The sequence below is a fragment of the Streptacidiphilus sp. MAP12-33 genome, from assembly GCF_041261265.1.
In the GTDB taxonomy this organism is placed as follows: domain Bacteria; phylum Actinomycetota; class Actinomycetes; order Streptomycetales; family Streptomycetaceae; genus Streptacidiphilus.
The window spans coordinates 16,632-33,072 of record NZ_JBGCCA010000023.1; the positions used below are offsets into that span (position 1 = coordinate 16,632).

Sequence of the window (16,441 nt, forward strand, 5' to 3'; positions counted from 1 at the left end):
GCCCTCTCAGCCCTCTCGGCTCAGCCCTCGGCTCAGCCCTGGGCGCGCAACGACCTGGCGACGTCCCGAGCTCTCCGGCCGCACGGCGGCGTCAGCCGGTCGCGGCCGCTCCCCCGCCGAACCCGCCCTCGCCGAACTCGCCCTCGCAGACCTCGGCCCCGCCGTCGATCCGCAGCCGCACCAGTTGCCGACCGCCGTCGGGCCAGACCACGCGGAGCTGGAAGTCCGCTGCAAGGGCCTGGAGTTCGACCTCGGGGAGTGGCCCGGACGCCTCGGGCTCATCCGACGCCCGGGTGGACCCGTCGAGTCGGGCGTGGGCGACAAAGACCGACGGGCCGTCACCGACCGTGCCCGACAGCACCGGGAACCCTGCCCGGGGGCCGAAGGCCGTGCCCTCGGCGACGTCCACCGTCCAAGCGGAGTCGAATCCCGGTCCGCCGTGGAGCAGGGAGACCAGGCTCCGCTCGCCGGTGGCGCGGACACTCGCCGTCCTGCCCACGCTCCGGGCGGTGGTCCGTTCCCCCGCCACGGCCCAGCCGCTGTGGCGGGCCTCCGTGCCGGGCGCGGCGCCGGTGACGAGGTGCGCGTGGAGCTCCTGCGCGCCGCGCGCAAGCACGACGGAGACCACGTCCACACCAGGGAGTTCGGTGCCGGCCGTGTGCGGCCGGTGTGCCGAGGCGGCCCAGCCGGGGCCGGTGCCCAGGGGGCGGATCGGGCCGCGCTCGGTCGGCGCTCCGTCCACGACGAGCGCGAGGTGCTGGTCGGCGGGGCCGGTGTGGACGGGCGCGGTCGCGGTGGAGTGGCCGAGCCGGGCGTAGAGCGGGTCGTCGGGGAGGGTTTCGTCGGCGAACTGGTCGTCGCTGCCGTGGTTGTGCAGCCGCACAATGCCGTCGGCGGCGGTCGACTGGATCAGCCAGCCGGGCGCGGGCAGCGGCAGCACCGCGTCGGCTCGGGCGGCGGGTGCCGGCTCCTCGGGCGCGGTCCAGACGGGGTGGTCGGCGGGGAGCAGCAGGCCCAGGAACGCCTTGCTCGCCCAGTACGGGGAGGCGGGGCCGGAGTAGGTCTGGACGGCGGGCAGATAGGGGCCGTGCCAGCCGAGCGTCAGCAGGCCGTCCGCGTCGAGCGCGCCCCGGTCGAGGAAGTGGCGCAGCGCACCGGAGGCCAGGCGGCGGGTGGTGCCGGGGCTGATCGGGGTGCGGCCGGTGAGCGCACCCGCCCACAGCGGGGCGGCCGCGGCGAAGCGGTAGGTGAGCGAGCGGCCCTGGTGCATCGGGACGCCGTCGGCGCCGAAGGTGGCGGCGTAACCGGCGAGGTAGGACTCCAGGCGCGCACCGTAGCGGTCCGCCAGGGCCCGGTCTCCGCCGAGGTAGGCGTGGAGCACCGGGTAGAGGTGGAAGGCCCAGCCGTTGTAGTGGTCGAAGGCGCGCGGGCGACCGTCGGTGTACCAGCCGTCGCCGCGGTACCAGGTCTCGATCCGGTCCAGGCCGCGCGCGACGGTCCTGACGGCCAGATCGGCGTCCTCCCCCTCGCCGACCTCGGTCAGGAAGCCGCCGACGGTGACGGGGAAGAACCACCAGTTGTTCTCGACCGGGGCGCGCACCAGCACCTCGCGGAGCCAGACGCGCACGTGCTCGCGCACCGCCGGGTCGAGGGTGTCCCAGAGCCAGGGCCGGGTCAGCCGCAGGGCGAGCGCGACGGAGGCGGCCTCGACGATGGGCTGGCTGCGGTCGGTGACGACGGGCCAGGAGACGGGGTCCTGCGCGGTCGCGTCGGGATCGGCCGTCGGCGTGCGGGTACCCGCCGCGAGGCCGGCGGCGTAGCGCGGCAGCAGCCCGTGCGGGTCGTCGCCACCGGCGCCCGCGACGCGGAAGGCCGCGAGCAGGAAGGTACGGGCGAAGCCCTCCAGCCCGTCGGAGCGCGTGCCGGACCGGCTCGGACGCGGACCGGGCAGGTTGACCAGGGCCTGCTCGGGGCCGGCGTGCCGCAGCGCGGCCAGCAGCAGGCCGTCGGCGACCGCCTCCCAGTGGGCCCGGGTCCAGCCGGTCCAGGGGCTCAGGTCGCGGTCCTCGGGCGGCAGCGACGACTCGCACGGCAGCGGCGACTCGGGCATGGCGGTGCTCCTCGCTGGCGGGGGCGGCGGAGCGAATCTAGGAGCAACCTGATCAGGTGTCAATGATCCAGATCATTTGATCGCACCTCACCGATGCGTCGGCGGAACCCGATAGCCGAAGCGCTCCGCGAGGGCGCGCACGTCGTGCCGGTCCTTCTCGGCCGGCGGATAGGCGGTCTTGAAGCGGAACATCCATTCCGGCGCGATGCAGCGCACCTCCTGCCCGCCGAGAACGCCCGTCCCGGCCAGGGACGCGGCCGGGTAGGCGATGCCCCACGCGTGCTCGCCGCGCTCGTCGAAGGCGAAGACATGGACGTCGACCGCGCGGCCCGTCCCGTCGTCCATGACGAAGTTCCACTGCGTCGCCCCCTCCTCGCCGCGCGGCCGGAAGCCGCGGGCGGCCAGGACGTCCACCAGGCGGGCGACGTGATCGCGGGCGACGGCCACGTCCAGGTCGGCGTGCGGGCGGGTCTCCCGCCCGAGCAGCGCGTCGACGCACCAGCCGCCGTCGATCCACACCGGCGCGCCCGCCACGTCGAGTTCGGCGTAGAGGGCCAGGACCTCCACCGCCTCCATCAGGTCAGCTCCTCGGCCAGCAGGTCCATCAGCAGGCCGTCGTGCCAAGTGCCGTCCTCGCCGCGCTCGTAGGCGCGCAGGACGCCGACGCGGCGGAAGCCGACCTTCTCGTAGCAGCGGATCGCGGCGGTGTTTTCGGCGGCGGGGTCGATGGTGAGGCGGTGGTGGCCCAGCTCCTCGACGAGGTAGCGGGCCAGGGTGCGGACGGCGTCGACGCCAAGGCCCCGGCCGTGGCAGGCGGGGTCGAGGAAGACGTCGATGCCCGCGTGCCGGTAGTCCGGCTCGTCCTCGGCGTGCCACTGGATCGCCCCGACGACGCGGCCCTGGTGCTCGATCGCCAGGGTGGGCGTGGTGTCGTCGGCGAGGTCCGCGGTGATCTCCGCCGCGAGGTCGGCACCGCCGCGCCACCAGCGGTGGACCTCCGGCGTCTCCCTGATGACGACGAGCTCGGGCACGTCCGCCACCTCCGCGGGCCGCAGGGTGACGGACGTGCCGTGCAGGGTGAGTCGCTCCATACCCCAGAGGCTAACCGCTACCAGGTGTCGGTCACGGTGCCGGTGGAGCCGGAGGAGGTGGTGGTCAGGGAGTGGTTGCTGCCGGGCTCCCAGGTGATCGAGCCGTCGGAGTTCTTGAGGATGTACTTGTACTCGACGTAGGTGTTCGCCGGGAGGCTGACGGTGCCGCGCCAGACGGGGTAACCCGAGGAGGAGAGCGGGACGGCCTGGGCGGTGTTCCAGCTGCCGAGTGCCGGGATCGAGCCGACCAGGTAGACGTTCTGGCCCCAGCTCGTCGTCTCGTTGACGCCGAAGCTCTCGCCGGACGTGCCGGAGGCGGCCGTCGGGAGGTAGAGCGCGACCGCGTCCATCGCGGGGACGGTGACGGTGGCCGTGCCGCCGGTCGCGACGGTGACCGTCGAGCCGGTGCAGGCGCCCGTCGCGGGGGTCAGGTCGCCGTGGATCACGTCACAGTAGCTGCCGGCGGGCAGGCCGGTCTCGACGGTGATCGTCTTGGCGGCGGACTCGTTGTTGATGGCGATCCAGCCGCGGTCGCCCCGACTGAAGGCGATCAGGTTGGTGCCGTCGTCGTACCAGTTGGCGACAGACTGACCGGCCGTGGCGTTGTGCCAGCCGACCATGTTGGCGACGCCCTGGTTGCGGTCGGTGCAGTACCAGCCGTTGCTGCAGTCGGTGTTGGTGACGAAGCCGCCTGCGTCGGCCGGCGGCGAGTCGTCGCTGTTGGTCCAGTCGAAGCTCGCGTAGACCTGCGGGACGTCGTAACCCCAGGCCAGCTCGAAGAGGTTGGCCAGGAGGTAGCTCGCGCCCGACTTGTAGTTCAGCGTGCTGCCGTTGCGCTCGGTGTCGTGGTTCGTCACCATCGAGGTCGACGCGGCGGCCGGCTCCAGGCCCCAGCTCTGGCCGAAGGTCTTCAGGTTCGCGATGCTGCCGGTGAACTGCGCCTTCAGGTCCTGGGCGTAGGTGAACTCGATGACGCTGCCATTGGACTCGAACGCGGCCGGCTGCAGCGCGGAGTTGGTGCTGCCCGGGATCACCTCCTGGTAGACGTAGGGACGCGAGCCGGTCCAGGTGGTGCTGTGCACCTGGGCGAGGATCGCGGCCATGTCGGCCTGGTTGATGTGCTTGGCGGCGTCCATCCGGAAGCCGTCCACGCCGTCGGCGACGAGGCTGTTGAGGTAGCCGGCCTCGGTCTGCCGCACATGCGTGGTCTCGGTGTAGAGGTCCTCCAGGCTGGACAGGTCGCACTCCTGCACCTGGGCCTGGTTGTTCCAGTCCGAGATGGACAGGTCGGAGTTGGGACAGTTGGCGGGCGAGGTGTGGAAGTCCGCACTGGTGTAGCCCGGTTGGGCATAGCTCTCGGTGGCGGAGTTGAAGCTGTCGCCGCCGTAGGAGTCGGTGCTGGTGTTGTTGTTGCCGGCCATGTGGTTGAGCACGGCGTCGGCGTAGACCTTGACCCCGGCGTTGTGGCAGGTGGTCACCATCGCGGCGAACTGCGCGGCGGTGCCCATGCGGCTGTTGAGGTCGTAGCCGATCGGCTGGTAGACCTCCCACCAGGGGTGGCTGCTCTGGTTCAGCCGGATCGAGTCCTGCGGCGGGGCCACCTCGACGGCGCCGTAGCCCTTGGGCCCCAGGACCGTCGTGCACTCGTTGGCGACGGAGGTCCAGTTCCACTCGAAGAGGTTGGCGATGACGTCGCCGCCGTTCGGCGCGGTGGCGGCCCGCGCGGGTGCGGCCTGCACGGTCAGCGGCAGGACCGCACCGGCGAGGAGGGCGCCGACGGCCGCCCAACGGGGTCGGGTGCCACGTCCGGCACCGGCTCTGCGCTGCGACGTGATGCGCTTCATGGGAGCTCTTCTCTGCGCGCGGCCCGGCCGCGGACGACCGGGCGCGCCGGATCCCGCAGGGGCCAGGGGGTGGGGACGCGGCGTCGGCCACGCCCGCCGTGGCCACCCCGCCGCGTAGCAGACCATCCCGCAGCCGGAATGAGCGCGTCAATAACTCCGTGGAAATTCTTACGGCAAGTTTCGGCAACTGCTTACGAACAAGTGCCGATGGCCGTCGTCCAGCTTCAGCATGAGAACTATTGAGCACCTCATGTAATCTGGAGGGAGAGCTTGGAGCACAGAACACCGGAGCAAGGAGCAAGACCGTGCGCGTCGAGATCTGGGGCGACATCAACTGCCCGTGGTGCTACATCGGCAAGGCGCGGTTCGAGAAGGCGCTCGCCGTCTTCCCGCACCGCGACGAGGTCGAGGTGGTCCACCGCTCCTTCGAGCTCGACCCCGAGGCCTCCGGCGAGCCGCGTCCCGTGCTGCCGGCCATCGCCGCGAAGTACGGGATCAGCGTCGAGCAGGCCCGGCAGGCCGAGGAGCAGATCGCCTCGCACGCCCACGGCGAGGGCCTGGCCTACCGGGGCGCCGAGCGGGACGTGGCCAGCAGCTTCGACATGCACCGCCTGCTGCACCTCGCCGAGGCGCAGGGCCTGCAGGAGCGCCTGCTCGACCTGCTCTACCGGGAGAACTTCGACGGGGACGTCTCCCCGTTCGCGCCCGGCCGACTGCTCGCCCTCGCGGTGGAGGCCGGACTCGACCGCGACCGCGCCGCCGAGGTCCTCGCCGACCCCGCGGCCTACGCCGACGCCGTCCGCGAGGACGAGGCGACGGCGGCGGCGCTGGGTGCGACCGGTGTCCCCTTCTACGTGTTCGACCGCCGCCTCGGCGTCTCCGGCGCCCAGCCCCCGGCGGCCTTCACCTCCGCACTGGAACAGGCCTGGAGCACCCGGGCGGTCCCCGCTCCCTGAGGCCGGCCGTGTCACCCACCCGGGCTCACCGCGGTTGTGACCGGGCAGTGCCTGGCGAAGGCTGGGACGAAGGCGCACGGACCGGCCGGATGGGGTGACGATGTGCTGACGGCGAAGAGTGTGTTCCAGGAGATCCTGGACGACGACGAGGCGTTCCGGCTGTTCTGCTCGATCGCGGCGAGCGGCGAGGCGCAGGGCGGCTGGGAGAACGGGCGGATCGCGGCGCTGCTGCCGGCCGGCCTGGACTACCTGGCCCCACGCGTGGCCCGGCACGGCGCCGACGAGGACAAGCACGGCCGGATCTTCCACGCGCTGCTGCACAAGCGCGGGCTCACCCCCGTCCCGGTGCCGCCGGAGACCGACTACACGATGATCCTCGAACGGATGGGCATCGGTCTGTCCCACCTCAAGCTCAGGGCCGACGCCCGCCTGGACGAGCACGACGTCGTCGCCTACCTCGCCCACAGCCGGGTCACCGAGCAGCGGGCCTCCGAGCAGATGCGGATGCTGCGGCACTACTTCGGCGAGGACCCCGGCATCGGCAAGGCGGTACGGATGATCTGCCGCGACGAGGACAACCACCTCGCCTACTGCCACGAGGAACTGCTGCGCCTGGCGGCGGACGGCCGGGGCCGGGAGATCAAGGACCTGCTCGACGCGAGTGCGGCGGCGGAGATCCGCGTCTACCGCGACGTGAGTCTCGCGGTCATGGGCCGGATGGCGGAGATCCTGCGCTGGCCGAGGGCGAAGGCGGCGGTGATCACCGCGGGCATCCACGGGGTCTACGCGTGGGAGCGGCTGGGCGGCTGGTACCGCATGGTGAGCCTGCGTATGCCGGAGAACCGGGGCGCGCTCGACGGCCCGGTGCCCGCCCCGGCCACGCCCGAGTTCGCCTGAGTACGGCCGACGGCCAGGAGTTGACCGGGTAAGGGTAGGTGCCCGTCCCTCCGGCCCCTCGCGGCCCAGCCGCAGCCACACCAGCGCCCAGACCAGCCCGGCCAGACCGACCGCGCCGAACCCCCACCGCCAGGGTCGAAGGTCGCGTCCGTGGCGCCGTTGTCGCCCGAGGCCCCCAGGACGGTGACGCCGCGCATGGCGCGTGCCGGGAGCCGGGAGCGGCGTAGCGCACCTGCTCGGTTCGCCAGGATTCGCCGCCCCCGCGCTACTCCCCCACACCCCCGGAACCACCACCAGGGTGGTGACCATGAAAGCGAACGTGATCCCGCGCCACGAGCCCGTCCGGCTCCCCGCTGCCTTCGTCCACTGGTGGCTCTCCGAACCGGCGCCCCGCCCGCCCCACCCCGACACCGCGGACTACGCGGACTCCGCGACCAGCAAGGGCGCCGCGCTCAGCGGCAGCCCCGGCCTCCCTCCGGCCCAGGCCGCTCACGACGCCGGCTGAGCCGGCCGGTCGCCTGGGCCTCAGCCCAGGCCCGGGACCGAACCGAAGCCCCGTGTCAGGACATCGGCCGCGCGGCGGACATCCGCCGTCACGCGGCCGAGCGGTTCCTCCGGGGTCGTCTCGGTGGCGACCTCCCCCAGGCCGATCGGCGCGGAGGCGGCGAAGCGGCTCCGCGGGTCATCCGGCTCGGCGTCCGCACGCCGGGTCCGTGGCCGGATGCTCGACGACGGACTGCCGGCGTTGCTCGACGCGATCGACCCGCTCAGTCCTGGACCGGAAGGATCGCGCTGAGCGGCAGCACGGTGTGCTTGAGCTCGGGGTCGACCGGCCCGTTGAACGGCGGGTACTTGGGCGCGCCCGCGCCACGGCGGTAGACCTCGGTGGAGATCTCCGGGCTGCGGTCGAACTCGGGGATGACCCGGTCACCGAAGAGCTCGACCATCTCCAGGTGCTCCTCGAAGCTCATGCCGCCGGCCAGACCGAACACCAGCTGGTCGCAGCCGACCCGCTGGTAGGCCTCGACCTGCTCGCAGACCTCGTCGGGCGTGCCGCACAGCAGGTAGCCGCCCGCGATCAGCTCGTCGAGCAGTTCCTCGCCGCCGAAGGCGCCGATGTTGATCGGCGGCTCCGGCCAGGTGATGCCGTCGGCCGACTTCGGCATGGTGTCGTGGTACAGGTTGACCAGTGTCACGATGTACGCGTTGCCCGCCGAGAGCGCGATCTCACGGGCGCGCTTGCGGTCGTTGAGACAGACGACGGCGTTGGTCATCATGACGTTGTTGTTCTGGTAGTCGCCGAGGATCTCGACGGGGTTCTCCGCCGCCTCCTTGTAGGCCTCGATGCGGCCCTTGAGGTTGTAGATCGGCTCGAAGTTGAAGGCGATCGCACCGATGCCGAGCGAGCCGGCCTTGGCGAAGGAGGGCGGGTTGCCGCAGGCCATCCAGATCGGCGGGTGGGAGTGCCCGTAGGGCTTGGGCAGGATGTTGTGCGGGGTCGGCACCGTGAAGTGCTGCCCCTGGAAGGAGTAGTCGTACTGCTCCCACATCCGCACGATCTCGCGGGAGACCTCGTCCCACTCGGGCTTGGTGGAGTCGGTGTCCATGATGTTGAAGGACTTCAGCTCGTGCGAGCCCGCGCCGCGTCCGGTCCCCCACTCGAAGCGGCCCTCGGTGATGTGGTCCAGCATGGCCGCGCGCTCGGCGAAGCGGACCGGGTGCTCCTTGCGCGGCGACAGCGAGTTGATGCCGGTGCCGAGGTGGATCCGCTCGGTGCGGGCGGCGACGTAGCCCATCGCGACCTCGGGCGCGGACATGTGGCTGTACTCGGTGAGCGAGTGGTGCTCACCGAACCAGGCGAACTTCCAGTTGTGCCGGTCCGCCTTGATGACGATCTCCATCTCGCGGCGGAGCGCGAGATGCTCCGAGGCCCGGTCGTGCGCGGCCGGGCCGGGGATGAACCCGTTGACGAAGATGCCGAATTCCACGGTGGGTCCTCCAGGCTGTGACGGAGTGCTGTGCTGCGCGCGGCGCCGCAAGAATATCTGACTATCCATCAGATCCGGCGGCAAGGCAACGGCCTGGGGGATGACATCTGATGATCCGTCAGATCACGGCGTGACGAAGGTGTAGCCCTCGTCCAGCAGGCGCGGCAGCACCACGCGCAGCGCCGCGACCGTCTGCGAACGGTCGCCGCCGCCGTCGTGCTCCAGGATGATCGAGCCGGGACGGGTGGTGCGCAGGATCGTGTCGGTGATGTGGTCGACGCCGGGGCGCGACCAGTCGCGCGGGTCCACGGACCAGTCGAGCGGCGTCAGCTCCTGGCGGCGGCACTCGTCGAGGACCTGCCGCGACCAGGCGCCGTACGGGGCCCGGAAGAAGGTGGGCTCCACCCCGGTCAGCCGCTCCAGCGTCTCGCTGGTGCGCGCCAGTTCGTCGCGGATGCCGGGTACGGGGGTGCGCGAGAGGTCGGCGTGGGTCCAGGTGTGGTTGGCGAGCAGGTGCCCCCGTGCGGAGACCTCGGCGACCAGGCCCGGGAAGCGCGCCGCCTGCTGGCCGAGCTGGCAGAAGGTCGCGGTGATCCCGTACCGGTCCAGCAGGGCCAGCACCTGCGGGGTCCAGCGGGGGTCGGGGCCGTCGTCGATGGTCAGCGCGATCGCGTGCGGGCCCTGGTGGACGTAGAACTGAGGACCGCCGTCCCCGCTCGGGCTCGCGCCGGGCGCCGGAGTGCCGGAGCCGGAGTGCAGGCCCGTCCCCGCGCCGGTCACCGGCGAACCCGACGGCGCCGCCGAGGCACCCGCCGATGCACCGCCCGAGACGCCGCCCGCGCCACCGCCCGAGGGCCCCGCCGTGGCGGACGCCCCCCGACCCGTAGCGGACGCCCGCGCGCCCGCGCCGCGCGCCACGGCCGGCGAGGAGCAGCCGGTGAGCAGGGTCAGGCCGCCGAGGGCCAGCAGCGCACGGCGCGACAGGCGCGGACGTATGTGCTCGTTCACGGGCGCGCACACTACCCGGCCGTGGCGCGGCTCCGACAGCCGCGTCCGCCCCTCGGCGTTGCCGTCGGCGCGGTGTTCACCCGGGAGCCGTCGCTCGGCCACACGGCGCCGCACGCACCTCGCCCGGCGCCGGGCGTCACCGGCGCCGGGCGTCACCGGCGTCGGGCGGCCTGCCGGGCGCCCGGCTGAGGGGAGTCCGGCGGAGGAGGGCGCCGGAAGCGCCGGGTGGCCAGCCAGGCCGACGGGCGCCAGGGGAACAGGGCCCGACTGACCGGCCCGCGGAAGTCCGGCCCCTCTCCCACGAGGGCCGGCAGCAGGTATCGCGCGAAGGCGATCCCCGCCTCGTCGGCCAGGCGGGCGACGGCAGCCCCCACCCTGCGCCGCGGGTGCGCGCCCGTATCCGCACGTGCCCGGCCCACAGACGTGCCGCCCGCAGCGGCCCGGCCACCCACGTTCGCACGCGCCACCCCCCGCTCGAAGGGCGCCACGGTGACACGGGAGGTGGCCGCCCGTCCAGCTCGAGGCCGTGCTCGCCCGCGCTCAGGCCAGGTGGAAGACCGGGCCGCGCGGGGTGAACGGCAGCGTCGCCCAGCGCGGGACGAGGTAGGCGTGCTCGCGGCCCGCCACCCGCAGCACGTCGCACGCCCCGTCGGTGCGCCTCGGCGTTGACCGCCGCGATGGCGATGCCGTGGGCGCGCGCCAGTTCGGCGTCGGCGACCAGGGTCAGTCCGGCGGCGATGCCACCCAGCAGCGGGTAGGAGCCGTCAGGTGCGGCCCGCGCACCGGATTTTCCGGGCATCCGGGGCGAACCCGCCGGTCAGGCCGCCCGGTTCGGGAGCGAGAAGGCGTAGCAGCGCCCCGCCCCGCAGCCCTGGCACGGGCCCTCGAAGCGCGCGACGCGGCCACCCTCGGCCGGGCTCGCGGTCGTGCGCCAGTGGCATCGGAACTCACCGCAGGCACAGGTGCGGTGGGCGATGTCGCGCAGCGCCGCCACCAGGGTGGCGTGCCCGGCCTCGACCGGCGGCTCTCCCGCGCTCCGCGCGCGAGGGGAGTAGTGACCCCGGCCCGCGCACTCCAGGCACCTGCCCACCCCGTGGTTGCTCCCGAAGCACGAGCAACGTCCGTAGCCAGTGCGCTTGGTGCGGCTGCGTCCGGTGCCCTCGCACTCCAGGCAGACGCCCCAGCCGTGGCAGTAGTCGCAGAGCAGGCCCGGGGCGGTGCTGCGGGTGACCTCCGGCTGCCCGTAGCGGGGGTCGGCGAACTCGGCCGGCGTCCAGCCGGTGAGGGTCACCAGCTCGCAGCCGACGCCCCGGCGCACCTCGACCTCGCAGCCGCCCCGGGTCGAACGGGCCGGACCCGTCGCGGCGGTGGCCCACCCGTCGGCCGTGCAGACGGCCACCACGGCGAGCTGCCGGTGGCCGACCGGCTCGGGGCCGTGGACGAGGACGGGGTCCGTCCACGCGCGGACCACCTCGGGGCGCGACGTCGGACCGAGCGAGTCGGCGAGCTCCAGCAGGGTCGCCCGCAGCTGGACCGCGGAAACCAGCTCGTCGCCCATGCGCGCCCCCTCACCCGTTCGCCCAGCTCCGTTCGCCCTGCCGCGTGCATCCTCGCACACGGCGACCACCTTTTGACGGTGCGTCAGCCCACTGCCCAATGACGCCGCCCGACGCTGATCAGGCGGAGCTGGCGGCGCGCGGTGGCGGTGATGCGCTGCTCGCTCTCCGCGTCGGCCTCCTGGAGGGCGGCGGCGGTGAGGACCATGTGGTCGACGTAGAGCTCGGCGACCATCCGCAGGTCCGCCTCGCTCCAGCGCGCGGAGACGGGCTGTGCGGCGAGCGCCTCGGCGACCTCCGCCGTGAACCGCTCCAGCTCGGCGGCGATCGCCTCACGCACGCGTCGCACGCCGCCGAAGCGCTCGCGCGCGATGAAGCGGACGTGGACGCGGTGCTCGCGGACGTGGTCGGCGATCACCTGGACCGCGTGGTCGATCAGCCCCTCGGGCTCGCCCTGCTCGGCGAAGGCGGCGCGGATCATCGCGTGCAGGCTGTCCACGGCCTCCTCGACCAGCGCGACACCGAGGTCCTCCAGGTCGCGGAAGTGCCGGTAGAAGCCGGCGGGTGACATCCCGGCCTCGCGGGTGACCTCGCGCATGCCCAGGCCGGAGAAGCTCTGGTGCTCCAGCAGCCGCAGCGCGGCGTCCATGAGGGCGCGGCGGGACAGCTGCTTCTGCGCCTGCCGGGCTCCTGTCGTCTGACTCACGCCAGTGAGTAAACAACTGTTTGCCGAAATCCGCCACCCGGCCTAGGATGCAGAAGTCAGCGAACAGTTGTCATTACAAGTGTTCGCTGAAAGTTCACGTGCCCGCACCCCTGCCACCTCCACCGGAGAAGAGCCTCGCCATGAGTCTCCTGCTCGCCCTCGCCGCCGTCGCCCTGCTCCCGGGCGCGGCGTTCCACACCAGCTCGCCCGTCCTCCTCTCCAGCGCCGCCGCGATCGCCGCCTGGCTCCTGGCCTTCGCCGCGCGCGAGCACCTCGCCCGCCGCCAGCAGCACTGACCCCCTCCCGGAGGCACCCGTGAACACGACCACCACCACCTCTGCCGCCACCCGCCAACGGTCCCTCGACGCCGACCAGACGGCCGTGGCCTCGTTCATCCTCGGCCTGCTCGGCCTGCTCGTCTTCAACCTGGTGCTCGGCCCTGCCGCCATCGTCCTGGCCGTCGTCTCCCTGGCCCGCCGCACCGGCCGCCCGGTCCGGGCCGGCCTCGGCATCGCCCTGGGTGTCGCCGACCTCGTCGTCCTGGCCGTGACCGTGCTGGCCTCCCACGGCACGCTCTGGTCCGCGGCCTGACGTACGAGGCCCTGTCACGCGGCTCCCGGCGCCGCGGCGCCGCCGCGGACCTGGAGGTATCCGCACCCGCCCCGGCGGGACGGGCACGGCCGGTCGAGGCCGCGCGGCGCTGACGCCGGGTCGGTGCCCTTCCTGGCGGGCGGGCGCTCCAGGCCGCAGACTCGTGCATGGGAGACAACCGTCCACCGTCCACGAGGAGGCCCATGGCCGCGCAGACCGTCATCCTCACGGTGGACGACGATCCCGCCGTGTCCCGCGCCGTCGCCCGGGACCTGCGGCGACGCTACGGCAACGCCTACCGGGTGATGCGGGCGGAGTCGGGCGAGTCGGCCCTGGACGCCCTGCGGGAGCTCAAGCTGCGCGGGGAACACGTCGCGGTGATCCTCGCCGACCACCGGATGCCCCGGATGAGCGGGATCGAGTTCCTGGAGCAGGCCATGGACCTGTTCCCCGGCGCCCGGCGGGTCCTGCTCACCGCGTACGCCGACACCGGCGCAGCGATCGAGGCGATCAACGTCGTCGACCTCGACCACTACCTGCTCAAGCCCTGGGAGCCGCCGGAGGAGAAGCTCTACCCGGTGGTGGACGACCTGCTGGAGGGCTGGACGGCCACCGACGGGCGGGAGAGCGGCACCACCAAGGTCGTCGGCCACCGCTGGTCGGCCCGCTCCTCGGAGATCCGGGAGTTCCTGGCCCGCAACCAGGTGCCGTACCGCTGGTACTCCAGCGACGAGCCGGAGGGGCACCGCCTCCTCGCCGCCGCCGGCGCGGACCGCCTGCACCTGCCCCTCGTCGTCACCCCCGACGGCACGGCCCTCGTGGAACCCGCGGAGCGGGCCCTGGCCAACCTGGTCGGGCTGTCGACCACGCCCGCCGCCGACTTCTACGACCTGGTGATCGTCGGCGGCGGACCGGCAGGTCTGGGCGCGGCCGTGTACGGGGCGTCGGAGGGGCTGCGGACGATCCTGGTGGAGCGCTCCGCGACGGGCGGCCAGGCCGGGCAGAGCTCACGAATCGAGAACTACCTGGGGTTCCCGGACGGGATCTCCGGTGCCCAGCTGACCGACCGGGCCCGCCGCCAGGCGGCGAAGTTCGGCGCCGAAATGCTCACGGCCCGCCAGGTGACCTCGCTCGACCCGAGCGGCGGCGCCCACACGCTGCGCTTCGCTGACGGCTCGGCCGTCTCCGCGCACAGCGTGATCCTCGCCATGGGGGTCAGCTACCGGCAGCTCGACGTGCCGGGCGCGGCCGAGCTCACCGGGCGCGGTCTCTACTACGGCTCGGCCCTGACGGAGGCCGCGAACTGCCAGGGCCAGGACGTGTACATCGTCGGCGGCGCGAACTCCGCCGGGCAGGCCGCCCTCTTCCTCTCCCGGGGCGCCCGGTCGGTCACCCTGCTGGTCCGCGGACCGTCCGCCGTGGAGTCCATGTCGCACTACCTGCTCCAACGCGTCGAGGCGGCGCCCACGATCACCGTGCGCACCACCACCGTGGTGCGGGAGCTGCACGGCAAGGACCACCTGGAGGGGCTGACCCTGCTGGACACCGCGAGCGGCCGCACCGAGACCGTCGACGCCGCCTGGCTGTTCGTCTTCATCGGCGCGGCGCCGCAGACCGACTGGCTCGACGGCACCGTGCTGCGCGACGCCCACGGCTTCGTCCTGACCGGCCCCGACCTGACGGCGGACGGGCGCCCGCCGTCGGGATGGGCGCTGGACCGGCCGCCCTACCACCTGGAGACCAGCGCGCCGGGCGTGTTCGCGGCCGGCGACGTGCGCTCGGAGTCGGCCAAGCGGGTCGCCTCCGCCGTCGGCGAGGGCGCCATGGCCGTCATGCTGGTCCACCGCTACCTGGAGCAGTCATGACGGGCGACGGCGGGACCCCGAGCGGGTGCGACCCGCAGGAGCTGCGCTCGCTCTTCCTGTTCGAGAAGCTGACACCCGACCAGCTGGCCCGCCTCTGCCGGGAGGGCCACGTGGAGCGGTTCCCGGCCGGGCCGGTCTACCGCGAGGGCGATCCGGCGGCGCAGCTGTACGTCCTGCTGGACGGGACGGTGGTGCTCTCCCGTCACGTCGGCGGCCAGGACGTCGAGGTGACCCGCGCCTCCGCGCCGGGCGTCTACGCGGGCGCCTTCCAGGCCTACCTGGGTGACCAGGTGCCGCAGGTCTACAACAACTCGATGCGGGTGACCGAGCCCTCCCGGTTCTTCGCCCTCCCCGCCGGGACCTTCGCGGCGATCATGCACGAGTGGTTCCCGATGGCCGTCCACCTTCTGGAGGGCCTGTTCTTCGGAGCCAAGAGCACGCAGGAGGCCATCGGTCAGCGCGAACGCCTGCTCGCCCTGGGCTCGCTGGCCGCCGGGCTCACCCACGAGCTGGGCAACCCCGCCGCCGCGGCGGTCCGGGCCACCGCGGCGCTGCGCGAGCTGGCCGGTCGCACGCCCGGGGCGACGGGCGGGAGCGAGGCCGACCGGCTGCGCGAGGAAGCCCTGGCCCGGGCCCGGACCGGCATCTCGCCCGGTCCCGTGGAGGCGGCCGACCGGGAGGACGCGATCACCGATCGGCTGACCGACCGCGGCGTCGCCGAGGCCTGGGAGCTCGCGCCGGCGCTCGTCCAGGCCGGACTCGACGCGGACTGGCTGGACCGGCTCGCCGCCGCGACGCCGGAGGACGAGTTCGGTGCCGCCGTGCTCGGCGTGAGCCACGCCGTGGAGACCGAGCTGCTGCTGGCGGAGATCGAGGACGCCACCCGGCGGGTCCTCGACCTGGTGGGCGCGGCCCGGCAGTACACGCAGCTCGACCGCGCCCCCTACCAGGTGACGGACGTCCACGAGCTGCTGGACAGCACGTTGCAGATGCTCTCGCGGCGCCTGGGCGCGGGAATCACCGTCGTGCGGGACTACGACCGCTCGCTGCCGCGGATCTCCGCCCTTCCGGGCGAGCTCAACCAGGTGTGGACGAACCTGATCGACAACGCCGCCTGGGCCATCGACAGCACCGGCGCGGGCGGCACGCTGACCGTCCGCACCGCCCGCGAGGGCGACCGGATGCTGGTCGAGTTCCGCGACACCGGCCCCGGTGTGGCGCCGGAGATCCGCGAGCGGCTCTTCGACCCGTTCTTCACCACCAAGCCCGTGGGCGAGGGCACCGGGCTGGGCCTGGACATCTCCTGGCGCATCGTGGTCGACCACCACCACGGGGACCTGCGGGTCGAGTCCGTCCCCGGCGACACCCGGTTCCAGGTGCGGCTGCCCCTCGACTCCGACAGCCCCGCCGCCGCGTCCACCCACGAGTCCAGCCACGAGAAGCTCAGCCACGAGAAGGAGCTCCCATGATCCCGGAGAACGCCGTCGACCCGACCGTTCCGCCCAGCGGCACCGGCTGTGTCGAATGCGACGCAGCGGGCGGCTGGTGGGTGCACCTGCGGCGCTGCGCGCTCTGCGGCCACATCGGGTGCTGCGACGACTCCCCCGCCAAGCACGCCACCGCTCACGCGAAGGCGACCGGTCACCCGGTCATCCGCAGCTTCGAGCCCGAGGAGGAGTGGTTCTGGAACTACCGGACCGAGGAGTTCTTCGAGACCGGGCCCGCGCTGGCGGCGCCGCTCAGCCACCCGCTCGACCAGCCCGTGCCCGGCCCCGCCGGGCGCGTGCCCGCGGACTGGGCCGAGCAGCTCGGCGGCGGCTGAGCCTGCC

16 protein-coding genes are annotated in these 16,441 nt (G+C 73.3%); 8 read left to right on the forward strand and 8 right to left on the reverse strand.

Features of this window, described 5'->3' with window-relative positions; translation table 11 throughout:
• Positions 1-91: 91 nt before the first annotated feature.
• The 4 genes from ABH931_RS22455 to ABH931_RS22470 all read right to left on the reverse strand — a co-directional run bounded on the left by ABH931_RS22455 (position 92) and on the right by ABH931_RS22470 (position 5,045).
• A complete protein-coding gene (locus ABH931_RS22455; RefSeq protein ID WP_370116076.1) occupies positions 92-2,110 on the reverse strand; it encodes a DUF2264 domain-containing protein in 2,019 nt (672 codons plus the stop codon).
• 87 nt (positions 2,111-2,197) lie between these two features.
• Entirely contained in the window at positions 2,198-2,686 is a 489-nt protein-coding gene (locus ABH931_RS22460) for a nucleotidyltransferase domain-containing protein (RefSeq protein ID WP_370116078.1), read from the reverse strand.
• On the reverse strand, positions 2,686-3,201 hold the full coding sequence (locus tag ABH931_RS22465) for a GNAT family N-acetyltransferase (protein WP_370116080.1): 516 nt from the start codon (positions 3,199-3,201) through the stop codon (positions 2,686-2,688). Before ABH931_RS22465 ends, ABH931_RS22460 begins: the two co-directional genes overlap by 1 nt.
• Before the next feature lie 17 nt (positions 3,202-3,218).
• Positions 3,219-5,045 (reverse strand): carbohydrate-binding module family 20 domain-containing protein, encoded by a 1,827-nt coding sequence (locus tag ABH931_RS22470; protein ID WP_370116082.1) that lies wholly within the window; start codon positions 5,043-5,045, stop codon positions 3,219-3,221.
• Positions 5,046-5,350: 305 nt separating this feature from the next.
• Between ABH931_RS22470 and ABH931_RS22475 the strand changes: the two genes are divergently transcribed.
• From ABH931_RS22475 to ABH931_RS22485, 3 genes are all read left to right on the forward strand, one after another.
• Positions 5,351-6,001 carry a DsbA family oxidoreductase gene (locus tag ABH931_RS22475; RefSeq protein WP_370116084.1) on the forward strand — a complete coding sequence of 217 codons (651 nt, stop codon included), beginning with the start codon at positions 5,351-5,353 and terminating at the stop codon, positions 5,999-6,001.
• Positions 6,002-6,103: 102 nt separating this feature from the next.
• On the forward strand, positions 6,104-6,898 hold the full coding sequence (locus ABH931_RS22480; protein WP_370116086.1) for a ferritin-like domain-containing protein: 795 nt from the start codon (positions 6,104-6,106) through the stop codon (positions 6,896-6,898).
• Positions 6,899-7,205: 307 nt separating this feature from the next.
• Positions 7,206-7,403, forward strand: a complete 198-nt coding sequence (locus ABH931_RS22485) for a hypothetical protein (protein WP_370116088.1) — start codon at positions 7,206-7,208, stop codon at positions 7,401-7,403.
• Positions 7,404-7,665: 262 nt separating this feature from the next.
• Here the strand turns inward: ABH931_RS22485 and ABH931_RS22490 are convergent, their stop codons facing one another.
• The 4 genes from ABH931_RS22490 to ABH931_RS22505 form a co-directional block, all read right to left on the reverse strand.
• Positions 7,666-8,886, reverse strand: a complete 1,221-nt coding sequence (locus tag ABH931_RS22490; RefSeq protein ID WP_370116090.1) for an LLM class flavin-dependent oxidoreductase — start codon at positions 8,884-8,886, stop codon at positions 7,666-7,668.
• 123 nt (positions 8,887-9,009) lie between these two features.
• Complete coding sequence (locus ABH931_RS22495; RefSeq protein ID WP_370116092.1) at positions 9,010-9,894, reverse strand: polysaccharide deacetylase family protein; 885 nt, start codon at positions 9,892-9,894, stop codon at positions 9,010-9,012.
• Positions 9,895-10,711: 817 nt separating this feature from the next.
• Positions 10,712-11,452, reverse strand: coding sequence for a hypothetical protein (locus ABH931_RS22500; RefSeq protein ID WP_370116094.1), 741 nt, complete (start codon positions 11,450-11,452; stop codon positions 10,712-10,714).
• 83 nt (positions 11,453-11,535) lie between these two features.
• Positions 11,536-12,156 carry a TetR family transcriptional regulator gene (locus ABH931_RS22505; protein WP_370116096.1) on the reverse strand — a complete coding sequence of 207 codons (621 nt, stop codon included), beginning with the start codon at positions 12,154-12,156 and terminating at the stop codon, positions 11,536-11,538.
• A gap of 140 nt (positions 12,157-12,296) precedes the next feature.
• Here ABH931_RS22505 and ABH931_RS22510 point away from each other — a divergent pair, with 140 nt between their 5' ends.
• The 5 genes from ABH931_RS22510 to ABH931_RS22530 all read left to right on the forward strand — a co-directional run bounded on the left by ABH931_RS22510 (position 12,297) and on the right by ABH931_RS22530 (position 16,434).
• Positions 12,297-12,452, forward strand: coding sequence for a hypothetical protein (locus tag ABH931_RS22510; protein ID WP_370116098.1), 156 nt, complete (start codon positions 12,297-12,299; stop codon positions 12,450-12,452).
• A 19-nt stretch (positions 12,453-12,471) separates the two neighbouring features.
• Positions 12,472-12,747 carry a DUF4190 domain-containing protein gene (locus tag ABH931_RS22515; RefSeq protein WP_370116100.1) on the forward strand — a complete coding sequence of 92 codons (276 nt, stop codon included), beginning with the start codon at positions 12,472-12,474 and terminating at the stop codon, positions 12,745-12,747.
• A gap of 203 nt (positions 12,748-12,950) precedes the next feature.
• Entirely contained in the window at positions 12,951-14,612 is a 1,662-nt protein-coding gene (locus ABH931_RS22520) for an FAD-dependent oxidoreductase (RefSeq protein WP_370116102.1), read from the forward strand.
• A complete protein-coding gene (locus ABH931_RS22525) occupies positions 14,609-16,081 on the forward strand; it encodes an ATP-binding protein (protein WP_370116104.1) in 1,473 nt (490 codons plus the stop codon). Before ABH931_RS22520 ends, ABH931_RS22525 begins: the two co-directional genes overlap by 4 nt.
• Positions 16,078-16,434 (forward strand): UBP-type zinc finger domain-containing protein, encoded by a 357-nt coding sequence (locus tag ABH931_RS22530; protein ID WP_370116106.1) that lies wholly within the window; start codon positions 16,078-16,080, stop codon positions 16,432-16,434. The genes ABH931_RS22525 and ABH931_RS22530 overlap by 4 nt, the downstream gene beginning before the upstream one ends.
• Positions 16,435-16,441: the final 7 nt, after the last annotated feature.

Bases quoted from the DNA above. Each gene is read 5' to 3' on its own strand.
- ABH931_RS22455 (WP_370116076.1), bottom strand. From the start codon at position 2,110: ATGCCCGAGTCGCCGCTGCCGTGCGAGTCGTCGCTGCCGCCCGAGGAC.
- ABH931_RS22460 (WP_370116078.1), bottom strand. From the start codon at position 2,686: ATGGAGGCGGTGGAGGTCCTGGCCCTCTACGCCGAACTCGACGTGGCG.
- ABH931_RS22465 (WP_370116080.1), bottom strand. From the start codon at position 3,201: ATGGAGCGACTCACCCTGCACGGCACGTCCGTCACCCTGCGGCCCGCG.
- ABH931_RS22470 (WP_370116082.1), bottom strand. From the start codon at position 5,045: ATGAAGCGCATCACGTCGCAGCGCAGAGCCGGTGCCGGACGTGGCACC.
- ABH931_RS22485 (WP_370116088.1), top strand. From the start codon at position 7,206: ATGAAAGCGAACGTGATCCCGCGCCACGAGCCCGTCCGGCTCCCCGCT.
- ABH931_RS22500 (WP_370116094.1), bottom strand. From the start codon at position 11,452: ATGGGCGACGAGCTGGTTTCCGCGGTCCAGCTGCGGGCGACCCTGCTG.
- ABH931_RS22510 (WP_370116098.1), top strand. From the start codon at position 12,297: ATGAGTCTCCTGCTCGCCCTCGCCGCCGTCGCCCTGCTCCCGGGCGCG.
- ABH931_RS22520 (WP_370116102.1), top strand. From the start codon at position 12,951: ATGGCCGCGCAGACCGTCATCCTCACGGTGGACGACGATCCCGCCGTG.
- ABH931_RS22525 (WP_370116104.1), top strand. From the start codon at position 14,609: ATGACGGGCGACGGCGGGACCCCGAGCGGGTGCGACCCGCAGGAGCTG.
- ABH931_RS22530 (WP_370116106.1), top strand. From the start codon at position 16,078: ATGATCCCGGAGAACGCCGTCGACCCGACCGTTCCGCCCAGCGGCACC.